The sequence below is a fragment of the Lactiplantibacillus sp. ME-2 genome (assembly GCF_022549155.1).
GTDB lineage: Bacteria > Bacillota > Bacilli > Lactobacillales > Lactobacillaceae > Lactiplantibacillus > Lactiplantibacillus plantarum.
Genome location: NZ_JAKZEQ010000018.1, coordinates 1 through 23,006, shown reverse-complemented (window position 1 = coordinate 23,006; position 23,006 = coordinate 1). Strand labels below are relative to the sequence as shown.

Sequence of the window (23,006 nt, the reverse complement as noted above, 5' to 3'; positions counted from 1 at the left end):
TTATGGATATGAGTTCAAAAGCAGAAAAAGATATTAAATGGGGAATTGCACCAATCGGTTGGCGAAATGATGATATCCCTTCGATTGGAAAAGACAACAATCTACAACAATTATTGAGTGATATTGTAGTGGCTGGATTTCAAGGGACCGAAGTAGGCGGGTTCTTCCCAGGGCCAGAAAAATTAAAGTATGAATTAAAATTGCGTAATCTTGAGATTGCTGGGCAATGGTTTAGCAGCTATATTATTCGAGATGGTATTGAAAAGGCGAGTGAAGCTTTTGAGAAGCATTGTCAGTATTTGAAAGCGATTAACGCTCCAGTAGCGGTGGTTTCAGAGCAAACGTATACCATCCAGCGTTCAGATACGACCAATATTTTTAAGGATAAACCATACTTTACAGATAAAGAATGGGATGAAGTCTGCAAAGGCCTCAATCATTATGGTGAGATTGCCGCCAAATATGGGCTGAAGGTTGCATATCATCATCATATGGGGACTGGTATTCAAACCAAAGAGGAGACAGACCGCTTGATGGCGAATACTGATCCAAAGTTAGTTGGATTACTTTATGATACCGGCCATATTGCAGTATCAGATGGTGACTATATGGCATTACTTAATGCGCATATTGACCGAGTTGTCCATGTTCACTTTAAAGATGTTCGGCGATCAAAAGAAGAAGAATGTCGTGCAAAAGGACTAACATTCCAAGGGTCCTTCTTGAATGGGATGTTTACAGTTCCTGGCGATGGTGATTTGGACTTCAAACCTGTCTATGACAAGTTGATTGCTAATAACTACAAAGGTTGGATTGTTGTTGAAGCTGAGCAGGATCCATCAAAAGCCAATCCCTTGGAAATGGCACAAATCGCACATCGATATATCAAACAGCATTTAATTGAAAATTAGCACAGTTAAACACTGATATCTAGCATTTACTTAGATGATATTTAATCAAAAATGAAGAGGAGATTATTATTATGGCTGAAGCACATGTAACTAAAGTAGGTATTGTTGGTATTGGATTTATTGGATCTGACCATTTACATCGACTAACCAAAACTGTGGCTAATGTCGATGTCACTGCTGTATGTGATATCGTACCTGGCAAAGCACAAAAAGCATTGGACCAACAAGGGTTAACTGCAACAACATACGAAGATTATCATGATCTTGTTAATGATCCTAATGTCGAAGTGGTCGTATGTACGGCGAATAATGAGGCTCATTACGAAATTGTTATGGCTGCACTGAAGGCTGGTAAGTTTACGTTCTGTGAAAAGCCTTTAGCACTTGATGCTAAACAATGCATGGATATTATTGATTCTGAAAAGAAACTTGGGCGTCGAATGTTGCAAGTTGGTTTTATGCGTCACTACGCACCAGAATATGTCCAGATGAAGAAAATGATTGATGATGGTGTCATTGGAAAGCCATTGATGATGGATCAGCGTCACTACAATCAAACTCAACCTGAGGAATATGATTCATCACGTTCCATTATTGAAACTGCAATCCATGAAATTGATATCGACCATTGGTTAGTTAACGATGATTATGCCAATATCCGTGTCTTCAGTCCAAAGCAAACCCGGCATGTTCAAAACGCAAAAATTCAAGATCCACAAATTGTAATGATTGAGACTAAATCTGGCATCAACATTATCAATGAAGTCTTTGTCCGCTGCCAATATGGTTATGATATTAAATGCGATGTTATTGGTGAAGAAGGCGTTCTTGAATTGCCAACAGTTCCACAGGTGGCGACCCGCTTGAATGCGCAATACAGTACGGCAATTTTAACGGATTGGAAAGCTCGATTTGAAAGTGCATACGATATTGAATTCCGAGATTTTATTAATCATGTATCGCAAAATGAATCACCAGTAGGTCCATCTGCTTGGGATGGATACATCGCTGCTGTGACTGCAGATGCTGCCTTGAAATCACTTGCCGAAGATGGTGCTAAACAAGACTTAGACTTCCCATCAACACCAGCATTTTATACGGAAAGTGAGAAAGTCTCAGAGTAACTGGGTGACATTGCTTCATGCGAGGAGGATGAAAAATGGTAACCACAAGAAAGCCATTACGAGCTGCAATTATTGGTTTAGGTCGATTGGGTGCGCGGCATGCCCGTCATTTGGTTAATAAAATTCAAGGTGTTAAGTTGGTAGCCGCGTGTGCTCTAGACAGTAATCAATTGGAGTGGGCTAAGAATGAGCTTGGTGTTGAGACAACTTATACCAATTATAAAGATATGATTGATACTGAGAATATTGATGCCATCTTCATTGTGGCACCAACACCATTTCACCCAGAAATGACGATTTATGCCATGAATGCTGGTCTAAATGTCTTTTGCGAAAAACCATTAGGGCTTGATTTCAATGAAGTTGATGAGATGGCAAAGGTCATTAAATCACATCCCAATCAAATCTTTCAGAGTGGCTTTATGCGTCGATATGATGATTCATATCGGTATGCTAAGAAAATTGTTGATAACGGTGATATTGGCAAAATTATCTACATGCGTGGATATGAGATTGATCCTATATCAGGTATGGAAAGCTTTACAAAGTTTGCAACTGAAGCGGATTCTGGCGGTATTTTTGTTGATATGAATATCCATGACATTGATCTAATTAGATGGTTTACAGGGCAAGATCCTGTTCAAGCTTATGGTCTAACCAGTAATATAGCTGCGCCACAATTAGCTGATATCGGTGAGTTTGAAACAGGTGTTGCTCAGTTGAAAATGAGCGACGGGGTCATTGCAACGTTAATCGGGGGCAGGCATGCTGCACATGGAAATCAAGTTGAACTTGAGGTAATGGGATCGAATGGCTGGGTACGAATCGGGGAGCACCCTGATTTAAACCGAGTAACCGTCTTTAATGATCAGGGGGTTATTCGGCCGTCACTCCAAAGCTTTGGGGAGCGATTTGACACTGCATTCACTGATGAGGTTCAGGACTTTGTGAATAATGTTATTGTGGGAAAGCAACCTGAAGTAACAGTAGATGACGGTATCAAAGCATTGAAGATTGCCAAGGCTTGTCAACAGTCTGCGAATATAGGGAAACTAGTTGATATTCAGCTATAGAAGGATGGATGATGGCCTGGTTAGAAAGAAGGTACCATAATGGACGTTAGCGAAAGTACAAACAAAAAGAGCAACTCGCACACAGGTTTCCTCTGGTTGGCGACATTCATAGCCGCAATGGGGTCGTTACTCTTTGGGTATGACACAGGGATCGTTAATGGATCTCTTGAGTTTATGGCGGTAAAAGGACAGCTTGATTTAACTGCATTTCAACAAGGAATTGTTTCTTCAGGATTGACTCTTGGGGCCGCTTTTGGTGCGATTATTGGCGGACCATTTGCAGACAAAATTGGGCGAAAAAAGATTTTAACTATCTTAGGTATTATCTTTTCAGTCGGTGCCCTAGGATGTGCATTTGCCACAAACATTACTATTTTAATCGTATTTCGGTTTGTTTTAGGTTTAGCGGTAGGCTCTGCATCGGCTAATGTACCAGTATATATTGCCGAAATTGCACCAACTGAATTACGAGGGAAAATGGTAACAACTGCGCAAGTTATGATTGTTTCTGGCCAATTTGTTGCTTTTGGTGTTAATGCTGCTCTAACGCCATTGGGTGCTCAAAATGCTGCAATTTGGCGCTGGATGTTAGGATTAGGAACTATTCCTGGCATTATCCTTTGGATCGGAATGTACCTTATCCCAGAATCACCAAGATGGTTGGTTTCGCAGGGAAAGATGGATAAGGCATTGGATGTGTTACGGAGAATTCGTTCGGCTGCCAGTGTGGAATCTGAAATGAAGGAGATTCAGGATAAGGATAAGGCCGATAAGGAACTAAATGCTGAACAAGCAACGTTTAAGGAGCTAATTAGTAAACGCTGGGTTGTACAAATTCTGATTACTGGTGCAATGTTGGGTATCATTCAACAATTTGCCGGAATTAATTCTATTATGTATTATGGTGGTAAAATTATTCAAGAATCTGGATTTGATACGACTGTCGCGGCAATATTAAATGCCGGTAATGGATTCTTGTCGATTGTTGGAGCTGTCTTAGGAATGTTCACGATTGATTGGTTAGGTAGAAGAAAATTAGAGTTTGCAGGCCTAACAATTTGTGGTATTACGCTGGTTTCTGCTGGTGTTATCCATACTGTTGCGCCTAATGCTAGCTGGGCTGGCATTACGATTGTTGTTTTAGTTTATCTTTATATTATTTTCTTCCAGGGTACATTAGGCCCCGTCACCTGGCTAATTAATTCAGAGATTTTTCCACAAAGATATCGTGGAATTGGTACTGGTATTACAATCTTTGTATTATGGATCGGTAATTTTATTGTTGGTCTGTTATCCCCGGTATTATTAGAATGGAATATGTCGAATACGTTTTATATTTTTGCTGTGTGCTGTGTATTAGGTATTATCTTTGTTGCGTTACGAGTACCTGAGACGAAAGGCGTACCGCTAGAAGAAATTGAAAAATACTTCCGGACTAAGTATGACAAATGATTATTTTGATAAAAACATTTAGTTATCTTAAATTGACTATAACATGCTAAATATCCTGTCATGTTATGGGTTGCTGTAATTGACCATCAGTGCATAAAAGCTAAAAGGACGTTGCTTGGACTTGAACCAAGTGACGTCCTTTTAGCTTTAAAATGAATTTTTTTATACTAATCCAGAAAAGCGTCTGTATCCTTTCCACAGGATTGGTACTGCTTAATTAGCCCAAGAGACTTGAAAATAGTTTCTTGATAAGCAATTTTAGCATTCCATTCAACGGTTTCTAGAATGCGGGTTGCTTCATGTAGGTCGGTACAAGTAATTAAAACACCATGACTGTTCAGAAGAAAAATGTTCTCCAATGCATCATCACCAAGTGATAATAGGCTTGCATGCACCTGGTCCGCTAGTTCTTGAGAACAAGCTTCTTTATAGGGCAAACATTTGATTTTGCCTAAAGTTTGACTGACGGCAGTGATCTCAGTAACGTTTGGCATATCTTGTCCAATAGTTGCCCAAAACATTGATTCTTCGGCATGTGAATGGTAAACAACCTTGATACCCGGATTGGCTTCATAGGCGCCGATATGCATGTTAATTTCACGAGTTAGGCGACCTACACCGTCAATTTGTTGTCCAGATTCCAGATCTACGACGAGAATTTGTGCCCCGGATAATTTACCAAACCAAGCTTCGGACATAAAAGTGGGTGTCATGATCAAATACTGATGATCTTTTTTAACATGAACTGATCCGTAATTAATATCCCGTGGTGCGGTAACCTTGACACTAATATTACCACCAGCAACATTAGTGTTCTTCCGGTTGAACATTTCTCTAGCAACCATGGCTAAGTCACACCGTTCTGCTTCGAAAATATAGGCTTCAGTCATTTTAATCCGATCTCCTTACTTTTACTGCTATGGTCTAAGGTGCGTTTCTTGAGACAGTTCTTTTTATATTGTTCACGCTTGGCGTGACGTTTCGTATCAAACTCGCCAAATAAGATATGATTGCCCTTAAAATAAATCGTCTCGCTTATTATCATGACGACAATACATGCGCTGATACTGTTAGTGCTCAGAGCTTCAATAAAAAGGACGACGTCAAGGAATAGCAGAATTGACCAGAATAGTTTTTTCTTGAACATTGTTTTTGTTATATTCATGGTTGTCACCGAGAGTTGTTGTGTTTAGATGTATTACTAAAATTCAATCCATCTAAATCGTTCAGACTAACTTTAGTAGCGTTATTGGATGCGCTAGACTTCGACGTGTTACTAAAGTCCATATCATCAAGATCATCGAGACTGCCTGCGGATGTGGTCGTTGTTTCAGATGGCGCTGCGGTTGTTGACGAAGATTGTGCAGATCCTGCTAGTACGTAGCGCTGACTAGGCAATTTGATCTTATTCTGGTCAATATATAGCCAAATGAATCCAAGCAACCATAAAATGGAGATGCCGATTGCCCACCATTCACCAGTAAATGCTTTTGCAAAGAATAGGCGAAAGTCTGGTCCTTCAAAGGTAGACCAAGATAATTGTTGGCCGGCCTGTACTTTGACAGTACCCGTTGATTTTGCTAGATTTGTGATAATCGGTGCAAAGTAAGTGGCACCATAAAGGAAGATTGGTGTGGTAATAATACCAAGCACCAACATCCGCAATAAGTTTGCACCAGTGAGTAATAATGCTGCGACGACGAATGAGAGATTAATAATACCTGCAAATGGTAGTACTGTATTTCCAGGCAACAGCATTGCAAACACGAGCATTACTGGAACCAAGATGACTACTGTGACCCATAATTCATTTCGACCGGCAAGAATTGGCCAGTCCAGTCCAATAAAGACTTCGCGACCGTTAAAGTGTTTCTTCATAAAGTCACTCATTGCATCGGCAATTGGAGAGAGCGCCTGCATAAATAGCTTTGAAATCATTGGGAATAGGGTCATAGCAGTAGCTGCTTGGATTGCCAAGTTTAGGGATTTGGAAACCGAATAGCCAGCGCCGAAGCCCAGCAATACCCCAATGATAGCTCCCATAACAGTATTATCACCAAAGACGCCGATCTTTTTTTGTAAAGCAGCTGAGTCAAATGGTCGATTCATAGCAGGGATGAAGTCTAGCAGTTTGTTGAGTGGTTGTAAAATAACTGCAAATAGTGTGACAAAGTGTGGAACGGTAACGCCAGGCATACCTGTTAGATCTTCAATATGGCGTTGCCACATATCGCCGGCCTTTAGTTCTAAAACAATCTGAATTCCTGCGACGATAAATCCGTAAAAGACATTGTGTGTGAAATAGAGAACCACTACATAAGTAAAAATTTTGTTCCAGACATTCCACATATCGACATTTAAAGTTTTAGTCCATTTGAATGTGAGCATAATAAAGTTTATGGCTAATAATAATGGGAAAAATAGGAAAGCTGATTTATATGACCAGGTAATGGCTGCCACTCCAGTCCAGCCAGCATCAATAGCATTGAGGCTCAAGTGAAAAATCTTTGACATGGCTTTGGCAGCGGGAGAAATTGAATCCATCATATAATTAACAACTAGAGTCATGCCGCTAAAGGCAACTCCGAGAGTCAAGGCTGCCAGAACGGATTTCTTGAGCTTCAATCCTGCAATAGTGGCAATGATAAACATAATAAGTGGAACAAAAACAGGACCACCAAGATTCAGCACATAATTAACGATTGTTTTTAAAACGTCCATAATCTAACACCTCCTAGTGTTTATCAACGTTTAAGCCTATGATTGCATATTCTTCAGTGCGGTAATGATATCGCGATAAGAAGTTTCTGGGTTTTGTCCAGTAAATATTGGTAATCCGTTAACTGAAGCGATTCCGTAACGATCAACGATTGTTTGAATTTCCTCGTTGGGACGGGCAATCCAGACATAAACATCGTAGTTTGCAAGGATGTCTGGTAACTTCTTAAAATCTGTTGCTTCAACTTCAACGCCTGTAATATGATGATCTTCGAAGAAATCGGTAATATGTTTAACGACTAACTCGCTTGAAGCAACTCCGCTCCCACATGCAACGATAATTTTAGCCATAGTAATGCACTCCTTTTGAATTATTTGAACTTTTCAGATAGATAATTGAACATTTCTTTAGTGTCAGTTATTTGACTAAACTGGGTAGTAAAGTCTTTGTCCTGAATTAATGCCATGAATTTTTGTAAGAGAATCAGTTGATCATCCGACTTTGTAATTCCGAGGAAAAAGAAAGTACTAGCTTGTTCTTCGGTGTTGTAACCCATCTGCAGCATTTGTATCGGAGCTTTAGTTGTCACAACACAAACGAAGGGACTATTAATGTTTTCGGGATCGGCGTGAGGTAATGCGATTGAGATGTAATCACTCACAATTCCAGTTGGAAATTCATCCTCACGCTTATTCAGGGCTGCTTCGTACGAAGACTTGACGTAGCCACGGGTGTTTAATTTTTTAGCAATCTGCTTGTATAAATCAGTGCGACTTTCGGCATCCACGTCTAGGAAAATTAAGTCAGATTTAAGCATATCTTGATAATTCATAAAAATTCCTTCTTTACTTTTGTAAGCGCATACATTATTCTGCATTTTAGAGCTTGTTGCGACTAGTCGTTAAAAAAATAATTTGATTTAAGCCAGTATGCTAATATGTTAGTAATCGGTAAAAATATCTCAAAAATAAATCTATATTGCCAAACTAACTTCCATCAACAATCAGTATATGTTGACGTTACGGCGTTTTGTATTCAATTCGACGTAACATGAAACTCATTCAATTTTTTCCTGTTTAATTGTTCAGATTAAGGTGAAAAAATTCAGAATTGTTCAAATGGAGGGCAATATGGTAAGTCGAGATGATCGTGTTTTACACATACTTAAGATATTGAACAAACACCCCAGAATTAGTGTGAAAAGACTAATAGAACTAACTGGTGAAAGCGCTTCTACAATGCGACGCGATCTAATTGTTTTGGAACAGTCGGGAAAGGTCAAAAGGACATTTGGAATGGTCTCTTTATTGGAAAATACCAATATTGAATTTGCGTCACCTTTTCGATATCGGACGCATGTCGAAGAGAAAAAGGTAATTTGTCGATTATTAGCAAGAAGGGTTATCAAAGATAATCAAGCACTGTTCATTGATCCGAGTACAACGACGGCGTATTTACCGAATTACTTATCGGAGCGACAAAACGTCAAGGTGATTACCGACAATCTGCAGTTCGCGATTGCTGCTAATCAAATGACAAATTTAAATCTATTCTTAACCGGCGGTTCGTTACGGCCTAATTCCAATTCATTATTGGGTAATCATACAATTCAAGATATTGCGATGTTTAGACCGCAGTTAGCAATTGTTTCTTGTAGCACGTTGGATAATACGGGAGCGTACATTGCAGATATGGATCAGGCAGATGTTAAGATTGCGATGATGAAAAGTGCTCGTGAAAGCATTCTTGTTGCAGACCACACTAAGTTTCAGTCTGTTAATTCTGACTATATTCGGTTAGCCAGCTTTCCTGCCTGGTCAACGATTGTGACTGATAGAGCACCGAAAAATCAGTTTTTAAAACACATGGCGGCACTCGGTGTTAAAGTCATTTACCCGGGGTCTAAATAAATTTAGTGAAATAATAAATATCGGCCATTAGTTTGTATCACTATATAGTGAATACAAGTAATGGCCGATATTTGCGTTATGCTTAGCGATCAGTGCTGGGGAGCGTCTTATAATAATTTTTATACTTCTGATAAAAGAATGTTTTGTTCTTAATTCCGACTTGTTCCATGATTGTGGCGATGGGAAGTGAGGTAGACGCAATTAGCGTGTGGGCTTGAATTAGTCGTTGCCGAGTTAGAACTTCGCTAAAAGTTTGGCCAACTTCAGACTTGAAGATGTTACTTAAATAATTTTTATTATAATTATAGCGATTTGCTAATTCCTCCAAGCTTACGGTCTTATACTCTTCGGCGATTGCTTTTAGGACCTTAATGGCTAGCAGACTAGATTTATTTTCTTGATGAGGGCCATTCAAAGGATATTCACGAACCAATTGGACCAGTAAAATTGATAAATAGGATTTAATAATGCTGTTCGAAAAATCACGCTTTAAATAATACTCATCGATGATCCGGTCTAAAGTTTCCTGGACTTCGTTATTACGCTTTTTGGTAAATACGAGGTAGTCCCGCTTATGGTTACTATCTTCAATAACTTGACTGAGCAAAAAGTCATAAAAAATGTTATTGCTTCTACGAAGGTCATTTAACAGGTTAATACTGATGTTTTTGGTTCTGAAAAGAATGTTTATTAACAAATCATTATCACCTAAAGCCTTAATTGAGTGCGTTGATCCTTCATCTAAAAGCAATAAATCACCGGTATTTAGCGTTATCTTCTTATCATCAACAATTTCAATTGCATGACCTTGTAGCATATAGTTCATTTCCAAAAAAGTATGAGTGTGAGTTGGATAATCTGCATAGCGATTATGACGACTGATATAAATGTCTTTGTTCTTAAAAAAATAATTACTTAGCACGCGTCCGTGTTCCTTTAAAGAAAGTTCTTGGTTAATGGCATAGGGTGGCATGTCTTCAACGAAACAGTGAGACGCTTTTTGCTTTTCTTCAATCAACGTTGTTTGCTTTAAAGCGTTCAAAATACGTGTGTTCATTCACAATCCTCCCTGTAAATATGATACTAATATACCTTGTAAGAGTTATTGTAGCATCTTCATGGTGGCGGTTACAATGTGCTTGTAAATAAATGAAACCGCTTACTAAAAGGAGGGTATTTAAAATGAGTAGTAACAAAAAAGAATCACATGGCTCAACAATTGCTGTATCAATTACTAATTTTTTGGATTCTGGATCAATTGTTGCTGGTGCAAGTGGTTTAACACTATGGACTAAAGCCCTGGGATTATCAAGCTTTCAAGTTGGGTTATTGGGTGCATTGAGTGCCAATGCATTTGGTTCTGCGATTGGGGCCTTGATTGGTGGTCACTTGTCAGATAAATATGGTCGGAAAGTTATCTATACCTATGACATGCTTGTTTATATGCTAGGGACGATTATTGTGGCAGCATCAGTTAATTTTCCAATGTTGTTAGCCGGATTTCTGATTACTGGGATTGCGGTCGGTGCTGGGGTTCCTGCATCGTGGACTTATATTTCAGAAACGTCAGAATCAACTAATCGGGCGGAGAATATTGGTATTTCACAATTCGCTTGGTCGTTAGGGCCCGCCATTATTTTTGCAGCCGGTGTTGCCTTATCGCCACTAGGTGTTATGGGCAATCGGATCTTATTCATTTTCTTAACGATTGTTGCCTTTATTGCATGGCGTCTTCAAAGCAAATTGGACGAATCACAAGTTTGGGTTGAACAGAAACAGCACGAGCGGGCGACTGGTGAAAAGCCACACCCATATCGTGACTTATTCTCAAATGTCATTAACTTAAAGTCATTGCTATTTTTAATTGGTGTTTACATGTTCTGGAATCTAGTTGCCGGTGCAATGGGCTTCTTTATGCCATACGTGTATGAAACTGCTGGTGGGTTAACAAATCTACAGGCCAACTTACTACAAGCCGTTCTTTGGATTTTTACCGCAGTTGCCACTTATGTTGGTTTTGCCCGCTATGGTGATCGTGCTAATCACCGGATCTTCTTTGCAGTTGGGGCTGCAATGGCCGTCGTTTCTTGGGTTGTCCTGACATTTGCCGGGATGAACTGGACTAGTCTTTGGATTTTCGTTGCTGTTTGGGGCATCTCCGCAGGGATCGGGGCTCAAGCGTGGTACGCACTATGGGCGACTGAATTATTCCCAACTAAGTATCGTGCAGGCTCTCAAGGCGTGATGTTCTTCGTCGTCCGTGGCTCAGCTGGTATTTGGTCAATTATCTTCCCAACTATTCTGACGACGATGGGCTTCAAAGCTGCCGGAACATTTATGATTGGATTATTGTTAGTTTCATTGATTATCGGGGTCATTTGGACACCTCAGACTCGCGGTAAATCACTGGAACAAATTACAAAGGAACGTTATGGTGACGAATTTGACGCCAAAGATAAACAGACACCGATTAATTCAAATGCTACTGGAGATGTGAAGTAATGAAATCTTATATTGCCGTAGACATTGGCGCTTCTAGCGGGCGTTTAATGCTCGGTCAGCAAAAGCGTGGCCAGCTAACGTTAAAGGAAGTGCATCGTTTCTCCAATGGATTTGCGATGAAGGATGGTCATGATCGCTGGGATGTTGATCATTTAATCCATGAAATCTTTAAAGGCCTCGAAAAAGTCAAAAAGATGGGGATAAAGGATGTTGAGTTAGGAATTGATACTTGGGCAGTTGATTATGTACTTGTCGGTGAAAACGGACATAAATTGGAGGATCCAATTAGTTATCGTGATAAGCGGACACATAATGCGATCCAACAGTTAACTAGCGACCTACCCAAAGAGTACATTTACGAAAAGACTGGCATTCAGTTCCAAGACTTTAACACGCTCTATCAATTGTATAAAGAGAATCATGATTTATTGGCTAAGACGGACAAGATTATGATGATGCCGGATTATCTCGGATATGTTTTGACGGGCAATGCAGTTACTGAAATCACGAATGCCTCTACCACTCAGATGTTGAACTTGCGTGTCGGTTTATTTGATAAAGATTTGTTAGGCAAAGTCAACGTGTCTCAAGACCAATTTCCACGACTAGTTGAGTCCGGATCGGTTCTGGGAAATGTGAGCCACAAATGGCACACTCAATATGATATTCCGGAAGTTGAAGTTGTGACGGTCGCAACCCATGACACGGCCTCGGCGGTTGTCGGAACGCCAGGTGAAGGTGATCGGTGGGCATTCCTTAGTTCAGGAACATGGTCACTACTAGGAACTGAGTTAAATGTGCCAGAAAATGGATTACAAGCGTTTCATGAGAACTATACGAATGAATGGGGCGCATACGGGACTTACCGATTCTTAAAAAACATTATGGGGTTGTGGGTTGCCCAATGTGTTCGTCATGAACTAGGTGATCAGTATAGCTTTGGTGAACTGGCTGACTTGGCGCAACAAGTAAGGCCATTCCAACAATTCATTGATATCAACGATGAACGCTTCACTAATCCCGAAAATATGATTAAGGAACTCCAGGATTATTGCCGTGAAACAAAGCAGACGATACCGGAAACACCGGGTGAATTATTCCAGGCAATCTATTCTAATCTGTCTTTGTTCTATGCCAATGAATTGAATAAACTTGACCGTATCTTGGGCTACCACATTGATACACTGAATATTGTTGGTGGCGGAAGTAACGTTGCTCTGATGAATCAGTTAACGAGTACCCTAGCTAATATCAAGGTTGTGGCGGGTCCGAGTGAAGCCACTGCAGTTGGAAACATTATGGTCCAAATGATTACTAGTGATGAAGTAGAGAACATTGGAGCGGGCCGGCGGTTGATTGAAACGTCATTTGATCTAAAGCGGTACTTGCCGGAGACCAATAAGTATGGCGACATTTTAAAAGAGTATCAACGATTTCTAACAAATAAATCTAAGGAGATGGTTTAAATGGTTCGGTTAGGACAAGTGATGTATTTACACAAAGACGCCTACGAAGAATATGCTAAACGGCACGCGGAACTATGGCCAGAGATGAAGACGGCGCTTAAGAAGTATGGTGCAACGAATTATTCAATTTTCTTAAATAAATTAACTGGCCAAACCTTTGCTTACCTTGAGGTTCCAGACGAAGCGACTTACAACAAGATCGCTGAAACTGATATTTGTAAAAAGTGGTGGAAATATATGGAGCCGTTGATGGATACAAATGAGGACAATAGTCCAGTCACGACTGATTTACAAGAAATCTTTCATTTAGATTAACCTGAATTACTTATTGAATACGAGGAGGAAATACTAATGGTTAAAACTGACGAAGTCGAAAAAGCCTATCAAGTTGCAAAAGAACGTTACGCTGAAATTGGTGTTGATACTGAAAAGGCCATGGAAGCACTAAAGAAGGTCAAGTTGTCTGTTCATTGTTGGCAAGGTGATGATATTCATGGTTTCTTGAACCCTGATCAAGAATTAACTGGTGGGATCGGTGTTTCGGGTGATTACCCAGGTATTGCGCGGACTCCAGATCAATTAACTGGTGACTTGCACGAAGCATTATCATTAATTCCTGGGAGTCATAAAGTCGCTTTGCATACTTTGTATGCGGTTACAGATAAGAAAAAAGATTTTAACGAAGTTGGTCCGGAAGACTTCAAATATTGGGTAGATTGGGCTAAACAAGAAGGTATTGGCTTAGATATGAATCCAACCTTCTTCTCCCATCCAATGGTTAAGCATAACTTTACGTTAGCTAGTCCTGAAAAGTCAGTACGAGACTACTGGATTGAAGTTGGTAAGAAATCGCGGGAAATCGCAAATTACTTTGGGCAAGAATTAGGCCAACAATCGGTTAATAACTTCTGGATTCCAGATGGTTTTAAAGATAACCCAATTGATAAACAAGCACCACGGGAACGGTTGATTGAGTCCCTAGATGAAGTCTTTGCCAAGAAGTACGATGAAAAGAATACGATCGAAGCTGTCGAAGGTAAGCTGTTCGGTACGGGGATTGAATCTTATACGGTTGGCTCCCATCTGTTCTATAACAACTATGCCATCAGTCGGGGCAAACTCTGGACGATTGATGCTGGGCACTGGCACCCAACGGAAGATGTTTCGGATAAGTTCTCTGCTTTCATGCCGTTTGGCAAAGGATTAATGTTGCACGTTTCACGTCCAGTTCGTTGGGACAGTGACCATGTTGTAATCTTTGACGAAGCTTTACAACGGATTACTCGGTCATTGGTTCGTGATAACGAGTTGGAACGGACTAACATCGGTTTAGACTTCTTTGATGCTACGATCAACCGAGTATCTGCATGGGTTATCGGAGCGCGGGCAACGCAAAAGGCCTTATTACAAGCGATGTTAGCACCAATTGATGATTTGAAGAAAGCTGAATTAAACTACGACTTTACGAAGCGGTTGGCGGTTACTGAAGAATTGAAGTCCTTCCCATTTGGCGCTGTTTGGGATGAATTCTGCTTGAAGAACAATACACCAGTAGGAACTGATTGGCTTGATGAAATTCATAACTATGAACAGAAAGTCCAATTCCCTCGGGACAAAAAAGTAGTTACGGAATAACGACGGTTAGTTACAACAAAAATTAACAAGAAAAGGTTGGCAATGATTATGACAGACTTTATTGATTCACCATATGTACGTGATATGGCACAAACAACGGAAAATTTATATCGACATGGCTGGGACGAACGGAATGGCGGCAACGTGAGTCTACGACTGACTAAAGAGGAAGTTGAAGCCTATGCTGGTACGGATAAAGTTTTACGTCAGATTCCAATTAAATTTGATGCCAGTGAATTAGCGGGCAAGTATTACTTAGTTACGGGAACTGGCCGGTACTTTAAGAATATGGTCGAATTTCCAGAACGTGACATGGGCTTGATTCGAATCAGCGAAGTCGGCAACAGTGTTGATTTAATGTGGGGCTTCAATGATGGTGGTGAACCAACTAGCGAATTTCCATCACACTTAATGAGCCACATTGCTCGGTTGAAGCAAGATCCTGATCAACGGGTTATCATGCATTGCCACCCAACTAACTTGGTTGCAATGACCTTTACGATTCCGTTGTCATCTAAGCGGTTCAGTCGGACGCTATGGAAGATGCATCCAGAATCAATCGTTGTCTTCCCAGAAGGCGTAGGCGTTATCCCATATATGTGCCCAGGAACTAATGAAATCGGTGAAAAGACGGCTGCTAAGATGGCCGACTACCGGGTAGTTGTATGGCCACACCATGGCGTCTTCGCAGCTGGTGACTCTCTGGATGAAACTTACGGGTTAGTTGAAACAGTTGAAAAGTCAGCATTAATCTACACGACGATTCGTGCACAAGGTGGAGAAGTCTTGCAATCGTTGACCGACAAAGATTTCCGTGACTTAATCAAGCGTTTTGACTTGAAAGCCAATGAAGACTTCTTAACACCAGATGCAGTCGGAGCAACGGTTGACTAAGTTTGGCCTGAGAAGAGGGTTATCATGGCAGTTACCAAGTTAGTGATGCCCAATCATGATTGGCTAAAACGATGGTTATTTCTCGGATTATCACTCCTAATTAATTCGATTGGTCATGCATTAACCGTTGTTATGAACTTGGGCAGTGCAGTATGGACAGCTTCAGCAGTAAATCTGTACCATCTATGGCCACTAAGCTTGCGAGCGACATTGTTTACTTGTGGTGTGCTGGTGGTTACTATGAATGCTATCTTGATTCACCAAATCATTTGGCGACGTGTAATCGGTAATTTGTTATTTACTTTACCGTTCAGTTTCTTGATTCAATGGTTTACTGACTTGATTCAGCGGAGTGAGATTGCAGAATTACCGTTGGCATTACGAATTGTCATCGATGTGTTTGGTGTGCTATGTGTTGCTTTAGCGACATCAATTTATCAACGCGCAAACTTAGTTCTGCATCCGAACGATGACTTTATGCAGATTATACGGTTCCGCTATGTGCATGGAAATGCTACAGTGGCGCAAATAGTTCACTATATACCACCGATAATTATTATGATGATTACGTTTGGCGTTAGTGGGCACTTATGGGCCGTCAATGTTGGTACCGTTATTTGCTTGTTCTTTCAAGGCACGTTCATTGGTTTCTTCGATAAACATATCTTTCTTAATTTAAAGCATTACGGATTAGATACGATGCAACGTAATTGATTTTTAAATGGGGGTCTGAATCTCTTGGCGAGGTTTGGATCTTCTTTTGTCTTTTATACAGAAATTTTTGCTTAATGAGGTGTGAGTATGCAAGGTAAACGACCAGATTTAGATCAACGAATTCAGAATGCAGTGTGTGGGTTACCCTTAGTGAGACCCGATGAACAGCATCGTTGTTTAGGTACTTTTTATGAACGTATTGAGTTGCGAATTTCGTTTGCTGAAGCGTTAAAGTATAACTGTAGTGGCGTCTTACAGCGCCTTTTGAAAGAAAACAGCAAATATCAATTGTTAATAAATGGTCAGCTTGATATGGATATCATGGGGCAATATATTCAATCTGCAAAACAAAATGGTGTGTTATTTGCAATTAGAAACAGTCAGTATTACCGTGCAGATTCGAATAGTGCTGCAGTTATTTTATGTGCTGATCATGCTTTGAATCGGGATACAGTAGATGTGCTAGAGCGCTATCCACAATTAAATAAGGACGTATGAAACGAAAATAGTAGTGTGAGGCGAAGAATGGCTAGCTTCTAAACATGCAGACATTGTTGGAAGTATGCCCCTGTAAAACATACACTAATTACTAAAATTGTTTAAAAAACGAATGTATGAGATACTAATTTTCAACAGCGATGGTGGTTCATCGAGGTAAGCAGACTAGCGCTGTTGTTGATCTAAAATGCATTTGAATAGTGATTAAGTGGTAAAAAGCATTAGTTTATGATCGCTTGAATGTAAGCGTTTGCTGTGGTAATATTCGTTTATTAAGTTGCACGTAATTAAATTGTGCATGAAATGGGGGCTTTATTATGGTTATGAAACAAACAAAACAAACAAAACAAACTAACATACTAGCAGGTGCAGCAGTTATTAAAGTTTTAGAAGCTTGGGGAGTAGATCATTTGTATGGTATTCCTGGAGGTTCAATTAATTCGATTATGGACGCATTATCAGCAGAAAGGGATCGAATCCATTATATTCAAGTACGGCATGAAGAAGTTGGTGCAATGGCCGCCGCTGCTGATGCTAAGCTAACGGGTAAAATCGGGGTTTGCTTCGGCTCAGCGGGACCTGGTGGCACTCATCTTATGAATGGGTTATATGATGCGCGTGAAGACCATGTCCCTGTTCTAGCGCTTATTGGTCAATTTGGCACTACTGGGATGAACATGGATACGTTCCAAGAAATGAATGAGAATCCGATTTATGCGGACGTTGCAGATTATAATGTAACAGCCGTCAATGCTGCCACGTTGCCACATGTTATTGACGAAGCAATTCGACGCGCCTATGCGCACCAAGGTGTTGCGGTTGTGCAAATTCCAGTCGATTTACCATGGCAACAGATTCCAGCTGAAGATTGGTATGCTTCCGCTAATAGTTATCAAACGCCGTTATTACCAGAACCCGACGTTCAAGCAGTGACGAGATTGACACAGACTTTACTCGCAGCTGAACGGCCACTTATTTACTATGGCATTGGAGCTCGTAAGGCTGGTAAAGAACTCGAACAATTGAGTAAAACGTTGAAAATTCCATTAATGAGTACGTATCCAGCTAAGGGGATTGTCGCAGATCGTTATCCAGCCTATTTGGGTTCTGCTAATCGGGTGGCACAAAAACCGGCGAATGAGGCACTTGCGCAAGCCGACGTTGTTTTATTTGTTGGTAATAATTATCCGTTTGCAGAAGTTTCCAAAGCGTTTAAAAATACGCGTTATTTCTTACAAATTGATATTGATCCAGCTAAGTTAGGTAAACGACATAAAACAGATATTGCGGTACTTGCTGATGCACAAAAGACGCTGGCTGCAATTTTAGCACAGGTATCTGAACGGGAGTCGACACCTTGGTGGCAAGCTAATTTAGCCAATGTTAAAAATTGGCGGGCTTATCTAGCTTCATTAGAAGATAAGCAGGAGGGGCCTTTACAAGCATATCAAGTGCTACGTGCGGTTAATAAAATTGCTGAGCCTGATGCAATCTATTCGATTGATGTTGGTGATATCAATTTGAATGCGAATCGACATTTGAAATTAACGCCATCCAATCGGCACATTACCTCTAACTTATTTGCTACGATGGGAGTTGGTATTCCGGGAGCAATTGCTGCCAAACTTAATTATCCTGAGCGGCAGGTGTTTAATCTGGCCGGTGATGGTGGCGCTTCGATGACCATGCAAGATTTGGCGACGCAAGTTCAATACCATTTACCAGTGATTAATGTTGTTTTCACCAACTGCCAATATGGATTTATCAAAGATGAGCAGGAAGATACTAATCAGAATGATTTTATTGGCGTTGAATTCAATGATATTGATTTTAGTAAGATTGCCGATGGCGTGCACATGCAAGCTTTTCGAGTTAATAAGATTGAGCAATTACCTGATGTTTTTGAACAAGCCAAAGCAATCGCTCAGCATGAACCAGTTCTGATTGATGCGGTGATTACAGGAGATCGGCCACTGCCTGCTGAAAAGCTTTGTTTAGATTCGGCAACGAGTTCGGCAGCTGATATTGAAGCATTTAAACAACGGTATGAAGCTCAAGATTTACAACCACTTTCAACTTATTTAAAACAATTTGGCTTAGATGATTTGCAACATCAAATTGGACAGGGTGGGTTTTAAATTCAGCTATTATCGGTGTCTTGAATAAGTTTGATTGAATTAATGGAGATTATCAAATAATCTTATGTTGCGATTAGGGAAAGAAGCCTAACTTATTTCCTTAATCGCTTTTATGTTCATGTTAGATGTGCTAAAATAAGTAACAATAGAGATGGATATGGGAGGTGTCTAGATGGCTAATACACAATTAAGTGATGCGACGCATATTATGGCATATATTGCGTTGCATACTGATGACCAGCTGAAAAGTGAGCATATTGCTAGTAGTTTAAATACGGATCCTACCATGGTCAGAAGAATGATGAGTAAGTTAAGAAAAGCAGGCTTGTTAACTTCGGTTCGTGGCGTTGCTAGGCCAACATTAGCTTGTTCGCCCAATGATATTACCTTGAAAGATATCTATGTAGCAGTGGTGGCTAAGCGTAATTTTTTAAACGTTGATCATAATACTTCGGAGACGTGTCCGGTCGGGTCAGTAATTCCGCGAGTGATGGAAAAATACTATTGTGATATTCAGAATAGTGCTGAGGCACGTATGTCGCGAGTGACGCTGCAAGATATTATTGATGACATTAGCGCTGTTCAACAACAAGCATAATTTAAGATAAAGACTTGACAAGGGTCAAGTTTTTATTTAGGATATAGTTGTGCTTAAAATAGTAACAACAAAAAGAAGGTAATGGAAATGACTAAAATTAAAGCAGGACAAGCATTGGCACAAGTGTTGGTCGACTGGAACATTGATCATATCTATGGTATTACAGCCGACTCGATTAATAACACGGTAGATGGGTTCTACCAAGAGAAAGACCACTTGAAGTATATTCAAGTACGTCGTGAAGAAGTTGGTGCTTTAGCTGCCGCGGCAGATGCTAAATTAACTGGGACGATTGGTGTTAGCTTTGGTTCAGCAGGACCGGGCGCCGTTCATCTCTTGAACGGATTATACGATGCCAAGATGGATCACGTACCGGTGCTAGCTTTAGTCGGTCAATCAGCAACATCCATTATGAATACGAACTTCTTTCAAGAAATGAACCAAGATCCAATTTTTGCAGATGTAGCCGAATTTCATAAACAAGTGACAACGGCTGAACAGATTCCATACGTGGTTGATGAAGCAATTAGATCAGCATACGCGACCCGTTCGGTTTCTGTTGTTATTATTCCAGATGATTTGTCTGGTCAAGATATTGAGTTTGATGGTTTTAAAACGGCTTCACTTAGCGGCAGTCAACAGGTCTTAATGCCGAAAGCAGATGACGTTCAGCAGACGATAGCGGCTTTGAAAGCTGCTCAACACCCTGTTTTATGGATTGGTAAGGGTGCCTATAATGCACGTCAAGAAGTTATCGCAGTTTCTGAAAAATTTAGTTTACCGGTTTTGTCGACGGCTCCAGCAACTGGTATTATGCCAACTGACCATCCTAATTTCATGGGTTCTCGCGGCCGACTAGGAACTAAACCTGCCTTTGAAGTCTCGCAAGCGGCAGATCTGGTTTTGTTTGTTGGTACTAACTTTCCGTTTGCACGTTACTTGCCACAAGGAATTAAGTTTATTCAAGTCAATAACAATTTAGCAGATTTAGGCAAACAACATGATGCTGATATTACTGTTCTTGCAGATACAAAAGAATTTTTCCAAGCATTACTTCAATCTGAAGTGACAATTAAGCCAACTAAGTTCTTGAAAGCTGCTCAACGTGATAAGCAAAACTGGAACCGGTGGCTCAAGACAATTGCTGCTGATGATCAAGGAGGGCTGACGGCTGAAGGGGTGCTAGAAGCTATTAAGGACAATGCCACTGATGATGCCGTCTTTGGTCTGGATGTTGGAAATAATACGGAATGGGCCATTCGACAGTTACCATTGAATAAGCAACAGACTTTTACGATGTCGGCTTGGTATGGCACGATGGGTTTTGGTTTGCCAGCAGGTTTGGCCGCGCAATTGAATTATCCTAAGAAGCAGGTTTGGAGTATTTCTGGTGATGGTGGTTATGCCATGGTTATGCCAGACTTACTAACGGAAGTTAAATATCATTTGCCAGTCATTAACGTGGTTTTAGAAAACAAAGTATTAGGCTTTATTCAACATGAAAAGTTACTCGCTAATCAGGCGCCGTATGGGATTGACTTGATTGGTGCTGATTGGGCCAAGATGGCAGACAACATGGGTGCGATTGGTTTTAAAGTGACTAACCTTAAAGAGTTGAAAGCAACGTTCCAGAAAGTTACTCAACTACAGCAGAATGGTAATCAGCTACCAATTGTGATTGATGCAAAAATTAAAAATGTTGATCCAATTGATACTAGTTTTGTTCCAGTAGATCCGGAAAACTTTGATGCAGATACGATTGCTAAGTATCGTGAACGATATGGTATCGCTGAAGCGGATCAACCGGCACTTAGCCAATTATTAAATGAATTATAAAGGGTTATGTAAAGGAGATTAGTATAATGACAGTTATTAATGGATATGAACAGAGTGATCGTGAGCAAAAGTTAACGATTTTAAATTTACCATCATTGGAAGCAGCTGCTAAAAAGATCATCCCGAGCGGAGGCTTTGGTTATATTAGTGGTGGGTCAGAAGACGAATGGACTTTAAAGCAGAATACAATGGCCTTTAACCATGTTCAAATTGTGCCACGAGCATTGACGGATATGGAACAGCCAAGCACACAGACTCAGGCTTTTGGCATAGATCTCAAAACGCCTATTATGATGGCTCCAGCGGCCGCTCAAGGATTGGCACATGCACGGGGTGAAGCTGCGACTGCTGAAGGGATGGCTCAAGTTGGGGCACTTATGGCTCAGAGTACTTACTCTTCAACGTCAATTGCAGATACTGCCGCAGCTGGTAAAGGTGCGCCCCAATTTTTCCAATTATATATGAGCAAGGATTGGGATTTTAATCAGAGTTTACTGGATGAAGCAGTGAAGGCTGGTGCTAAGGCAATCATTTTGACAGTTGATGCAACAGTTGACGGTTATCGTGAAGCTGATATTATCAACAATTTCCAGTTTCCAATCCCAATGGCTAACTTGACTAAGTTCAGCGAAGGGGATGGTAAAGGGAAAGGTATCATGGAAATCTATGCTGCTGCGGCGCAAAAGATTAGCCCGGCTGATGTTCGGCGTATTACAGAATATACGAATTTACCAGTTATTGTGAAGGGGATTCAGTCACCAGAAGATGCCTTGTTAGCAATCGGGGCTGGTGCTCAGGGTATCTATGTTTCAAACCATGGCGGTCGGCAACTAAATGGTGGTCCAGCTTCCTTTGATGTTTTACACGAGATTGCGCAAGCCGTTAATGGGCGCGTCCCAATAATTTTTGATAGCGGTGTTCGGCGTGGCTCCCATGTCTTTAAGGCGTTAGCCAATGGCGCAGATTTGGTGGCACTTGCTCGGCCGATTATCTATGGATTAGCATTGGGTGGTGCGCAGGGTGCCGCTTCCGTAGTGAGTCACCTTAATGATGAGCTGTTGATCGATATGCAACTAGCGGGAACTAAGACGATTGAAGATGTTAAACGTGCTAAATTACTTAGGTAGTAGAAGTAATGCTGAATATAATGTCTGAAATGAATTTAAAATACCTGATATAATAACACTTTAGCGTTGGTTTTGGTGGAAGTAAATTCTGCTGAGATCAACGCTTTTTATTGTAATAGGAAGATGTTCTGAACAGAAATAGCTGAGAAACTAAGACACTGATTGACGAATTGAAGCTATGCCGGCGTTGAAGTTAGGATATTGTCTTAAAATGCACAAAAAGCGTCCTAAAGCACCCAGCTGAGTTTTTCAAGTCTTAAAACGGTTATTCAGACATACTTGGCAATAGTATACTGTACACATGCGCACATGCGCGCATACCAGTTTTATTTAGGAGGCTGAATGTTTCATAATCTAGGGTCCGTCTTAAAACTACTTAAGTAAGATGCAAATTGAGGCAATGTAGACC

General features: G+C 40.6%; 21 protein-coding genes. 16 read left to right on the top strand and 5 right to left on the bottom strand.

Going from position 1 to position 23,006, the window contains the following annotated elements; translation table 11 throughout:
* The first annotated feature begins 8 nt into the window (after nt 1-8).
* The 4 genes from iolE to MMY95_RS08110 all read left to right on the top strand — a co-directional run bounded on the left by iolE (nt 9) and on the right by MMY95_RS08110 (nt 4,560).
* Entirely contained in the window at nt 9-911 is a 903-nt protein-coding gene (gene iolE / locus MMY95_RS08125) for a myo-inosose-2 dehydratase (RefSeq protein WP_241277584.1), read from the top strand.
* A gap of 71 nt (nt 912-982) precedes the next feature.
* The gene (locus MMY95_RS08120) at nt 983-2,035 is read left to right on the top strand and encodes a Gfo/Idh/MocA family oxidoreductase (protein WP_011102248.1); all 1,053 of its coding nucleotides are present in this window, start codon (nt 983-985) and stop codon (nt 2,033-2,035) included.
* 35 nt (nt 2,036-2,070) lie between these two features.
* Nucleotides 2,071-3,108: a Gfo/Idh/MocA family oxidoreductase gene (locus MMY95_RS08115; RefSeq protein ID WP_241277583.1), complete on the top strand. Its 1,038-nt coding sequence runs from the start codon at nt 2,071-2,073 to the stop codon at nt 3,106-3,108.
* A gap of 39 nt (nt 3,109-3,147) precedes the next feature.
* Nucleotides 3,148-4,560 carry a sugar porter family MFS transporter gene (locus tag MMY95_RS08110; RefSeq protein ID WP_053267316.1) on the top strand — a complete coding sequence of 471 codons (1,413 nt, stop codon included), beginning with the start codon at nt 3,148-3,150 and terminating at the stop codon, nt 4,558-4,560.
* Nucleotides 4,561-4,727: 167 nt separating this feature from the next.
* Here the strand turns inward: MMY95_RS08110 and MMY95_RS08105 are convergent, their stop codons facing one another.
* The 4 genes from MMY95_RS08105 to MMY95_RS08090 all read right to left on the bottom strand — a co-directional run bounded on the left by MMY95_RS08105 (nt 4,728) and on the right by MMY95_RS08090 (nt 8,111).
* Nucleotides 4,728-5,450, bottom strand: a complete 723-nt coding sequence (locus MMY95_RS08105; protein WP_053267317.1) for a class II aldolase/adducin family protein — start codon at nt 5,448-5,450, stop codon at nt 4,728-4,730.
* A 280-nt stretch (nt 5,451-5,730) separates the two neighbouring features.
* Complete coding sequence (locus tag MMY95_RS08100; RefSeq protein ID WP_011102243.1) at nt 5,731-7,281, bottom strand: PTS transporter subunit IIC; 1,551 nt, start codon at nt 7,279-7,281, stop codon at nt 5,731-5,733.
* A gap of 36 nt (nt 7,282-7,317) precedes the next feature.
* Nucleotides 7,318-7,629, bottom strand: coding sequence for a PTS sugar transporter subunit IIB (locus MMY95_RS08095; RefSeq protein ID WP_053267318.1), 312 nt, complete (start codon nt 7,627-7,629; stop codon nt 7,318-7,320).
* Between the two features lie 20 nt (nt 7,630-7,649).
* Nucleotides 7,650-8,111 (bottom strand): PTS sugar transporter subunit IIA, encoded by a 462-nt coding sequence (locus tag MMY95_RS08090; RefSeq protein WP_011102241.1) that lies wholly within the window; start codon nt 8,109-8,111, stop codon nt 7,650-7,652.
* A gap of 286 nt (nt 8,112-8,397) precedes the next feature.
* Between MMY95_RS08090 and MMY95_RS08085 the strand changes: the two genes are divergently transcribed.
* The gene (locus tag MMY95_RS08085) at nt 8,398-9,189 is read left to right on the top strand and encodes a DeoR/GlpR family DNA-binding transcription regulator (protein WP_241277582.1); all 792 of its coding nucleotides are present in this window, start codon (nt 8,398-8,400) and stop codon (nt 9,187-9,189) included.
* Nucleotides 9,190-9,271: 82 nt separating this feature from the next.
* Here the strand turns inward: MMY95_RS08085 and MMY95_RS08080 are convergent, their stop codons facing one another.
* Nucleotides 9,272-10,246 carry a helix-turn-helix domain-containing protein gene (locus MMY95_RS08080; RefSeq protein ID WP_241277581.1) on the bottom strand — a complete coding sequence of 325 codons (975 nt, stop codon included), beginning with the start codon at nt 10,244-10,246 and terminating at the stop codon, nt 9,272-9,274.
* A gap of 125 nt (nt 10,247-10,371) precedes the next feature.
* Here MMY95_RS08080 and MMY95_RS08075 point away from each other — a divergent pair, with 125 nt between their 5' ends.
* From MMY95_RS08075 to MMY95_RS08025, 11 genes are all read left to right on the top strand, one after another.
* On the top strand, nt 10,372-11,691 hold the full coding sequence (locus MMY95_RS08075; RefSeq protein ID WP_021356811.1) for an MFS transporter: 1,320 nt from the start codon (nt 10,372-10,374) through the stop codon (nt 11,689-11,691).
* Complete coding sequence (gene rhaB / locus MMY95_RS08070; protein ID WP_003642942.1) at nt 11,691-13,157, top strand: rhamnulokinase; 1,467 nt, start codon at nt 11,691-11,693, stop codon at nt 13,155-13,157. The genes MMY95_RS08075 and rhaB overlap by 1 nt, the downstream gene beginning before the upstream one ends.
* On the top strand, nt 13,158-13,472 hold the full coding sequence (gene rhaM, locus MMY95_RS08065; RefSeq protein WP_104796038.1) for an L-rhamnose mutarotase: 315 nt from the start codon (nt 13,158-13,160) through the stop codon (nt 13,470-13,472).
* 36 nt (nt 13,473-13,508) lie between these two features.
* Nucleotides 13,509-14,792 carry an L-rhamnose isomerase gene (locus MMY95_RS08060; RefSeq protein ID WP_003642940.1) on the top strand — a complete coding sequence of 428 codons (1,284 nt, stop codon included), beginning with the start codon at nt 13,509-13,511 and terminating at the stop codon, nt 14,790-14,792.
* Between the two features lie 42 nt (nt 14,793-14,834).
* Nucleotides 14,835-15,686 carry a rhamnulose-1-phosphate aldolase gene (rhaD, locus tag MMY95_RS08055; RefSeq protein ID WP_021729905.1) on the top strand — a complete coding sequence of 284 codons (852 nt, stop codon included), beginning with the start codon at nt 14,835-14,837 and terminating at the stop codon, nt 15,684-15,686.
* Between the two features lie 24 nt (nt 15,687-15,710).
* Nucleotides 15,711-16,400: a DUF6198 family protein gene (locus tag MMY95_RS08050; RefSeq protein ID WP_003642938.1), complete on the top strand. Its 690-nt coding sequence runs from the start codon at nt 15,711-15,713 to the stop codon at nt 16,398-16,400.
* Between the two features lie 87 nt (nt 16,401-16,487).
* On the top strand, nt 16,488-16,898 hold the full coding sequence (locus MMY95_RS08045) for a YueI family protein (protein ID WP_053267322.1): 411 nt from the start codon (nt 16,488-16,490) through the stop codon (nt 16,896-16,898).
* Nucleotides 16,899-17,215: 317 nt separating this feature from the next.
* The gene (gene spxB / locus MMY95_RS08040; RefSeq protein ID WP_053267323.1) at nt 17,216-19,036 is read left to right on the top strand and encodes a pyruvate oxidase; all 1,821 of its coding nucleotides are present in this window, start codon (nt 17,216-17,218) and stop codon (nt 19,034-19,036) included.
* Nucleotides 19,037-19,208: 172 nt separating this feature from the next.
* On the top strand, nt 19,209-19,634 hold the full coding sequence (locus MMY95_RS08035) for an Rrf2 family transcriptional regulator (RefSeq protein ID WP_003642935.1): 426 nt from the start codon (nt 19,209-19,211) through the stop codon (nt 19,632-19,634).
* Between the two features lie 81 nt (nt 19,635-19,715).
* Nucleotides 19,716-21,470 carry a thiamine pyrophosphate-dependent enzyme gene (locus MMY95_RS08030; RefSeq protein ID WP_241277580.1) on the top strand — a complete coding sequence of 585 codons (1,755 nt, stop codon included), beginning with the start codon at nt 19,716-19,718 and terminating at the stop codon, nt 21,468-21,470.
* Nucleotides 21,471-21,496: 26 nt separating this feature from the next.
* Nucleotides 21,497-22,597 (top strand): lactate oxidase, encoded by a 1,101-nt coding sequence (locus MMY95_RS08025; protein WP_104796037.1) that lies wholly within the window; start codon nt 21,497-21,499, stop codon nt 22,595-22,597.
* Nucleotides 22,598-23,006 lie beyond the last annotated feature (409 nt).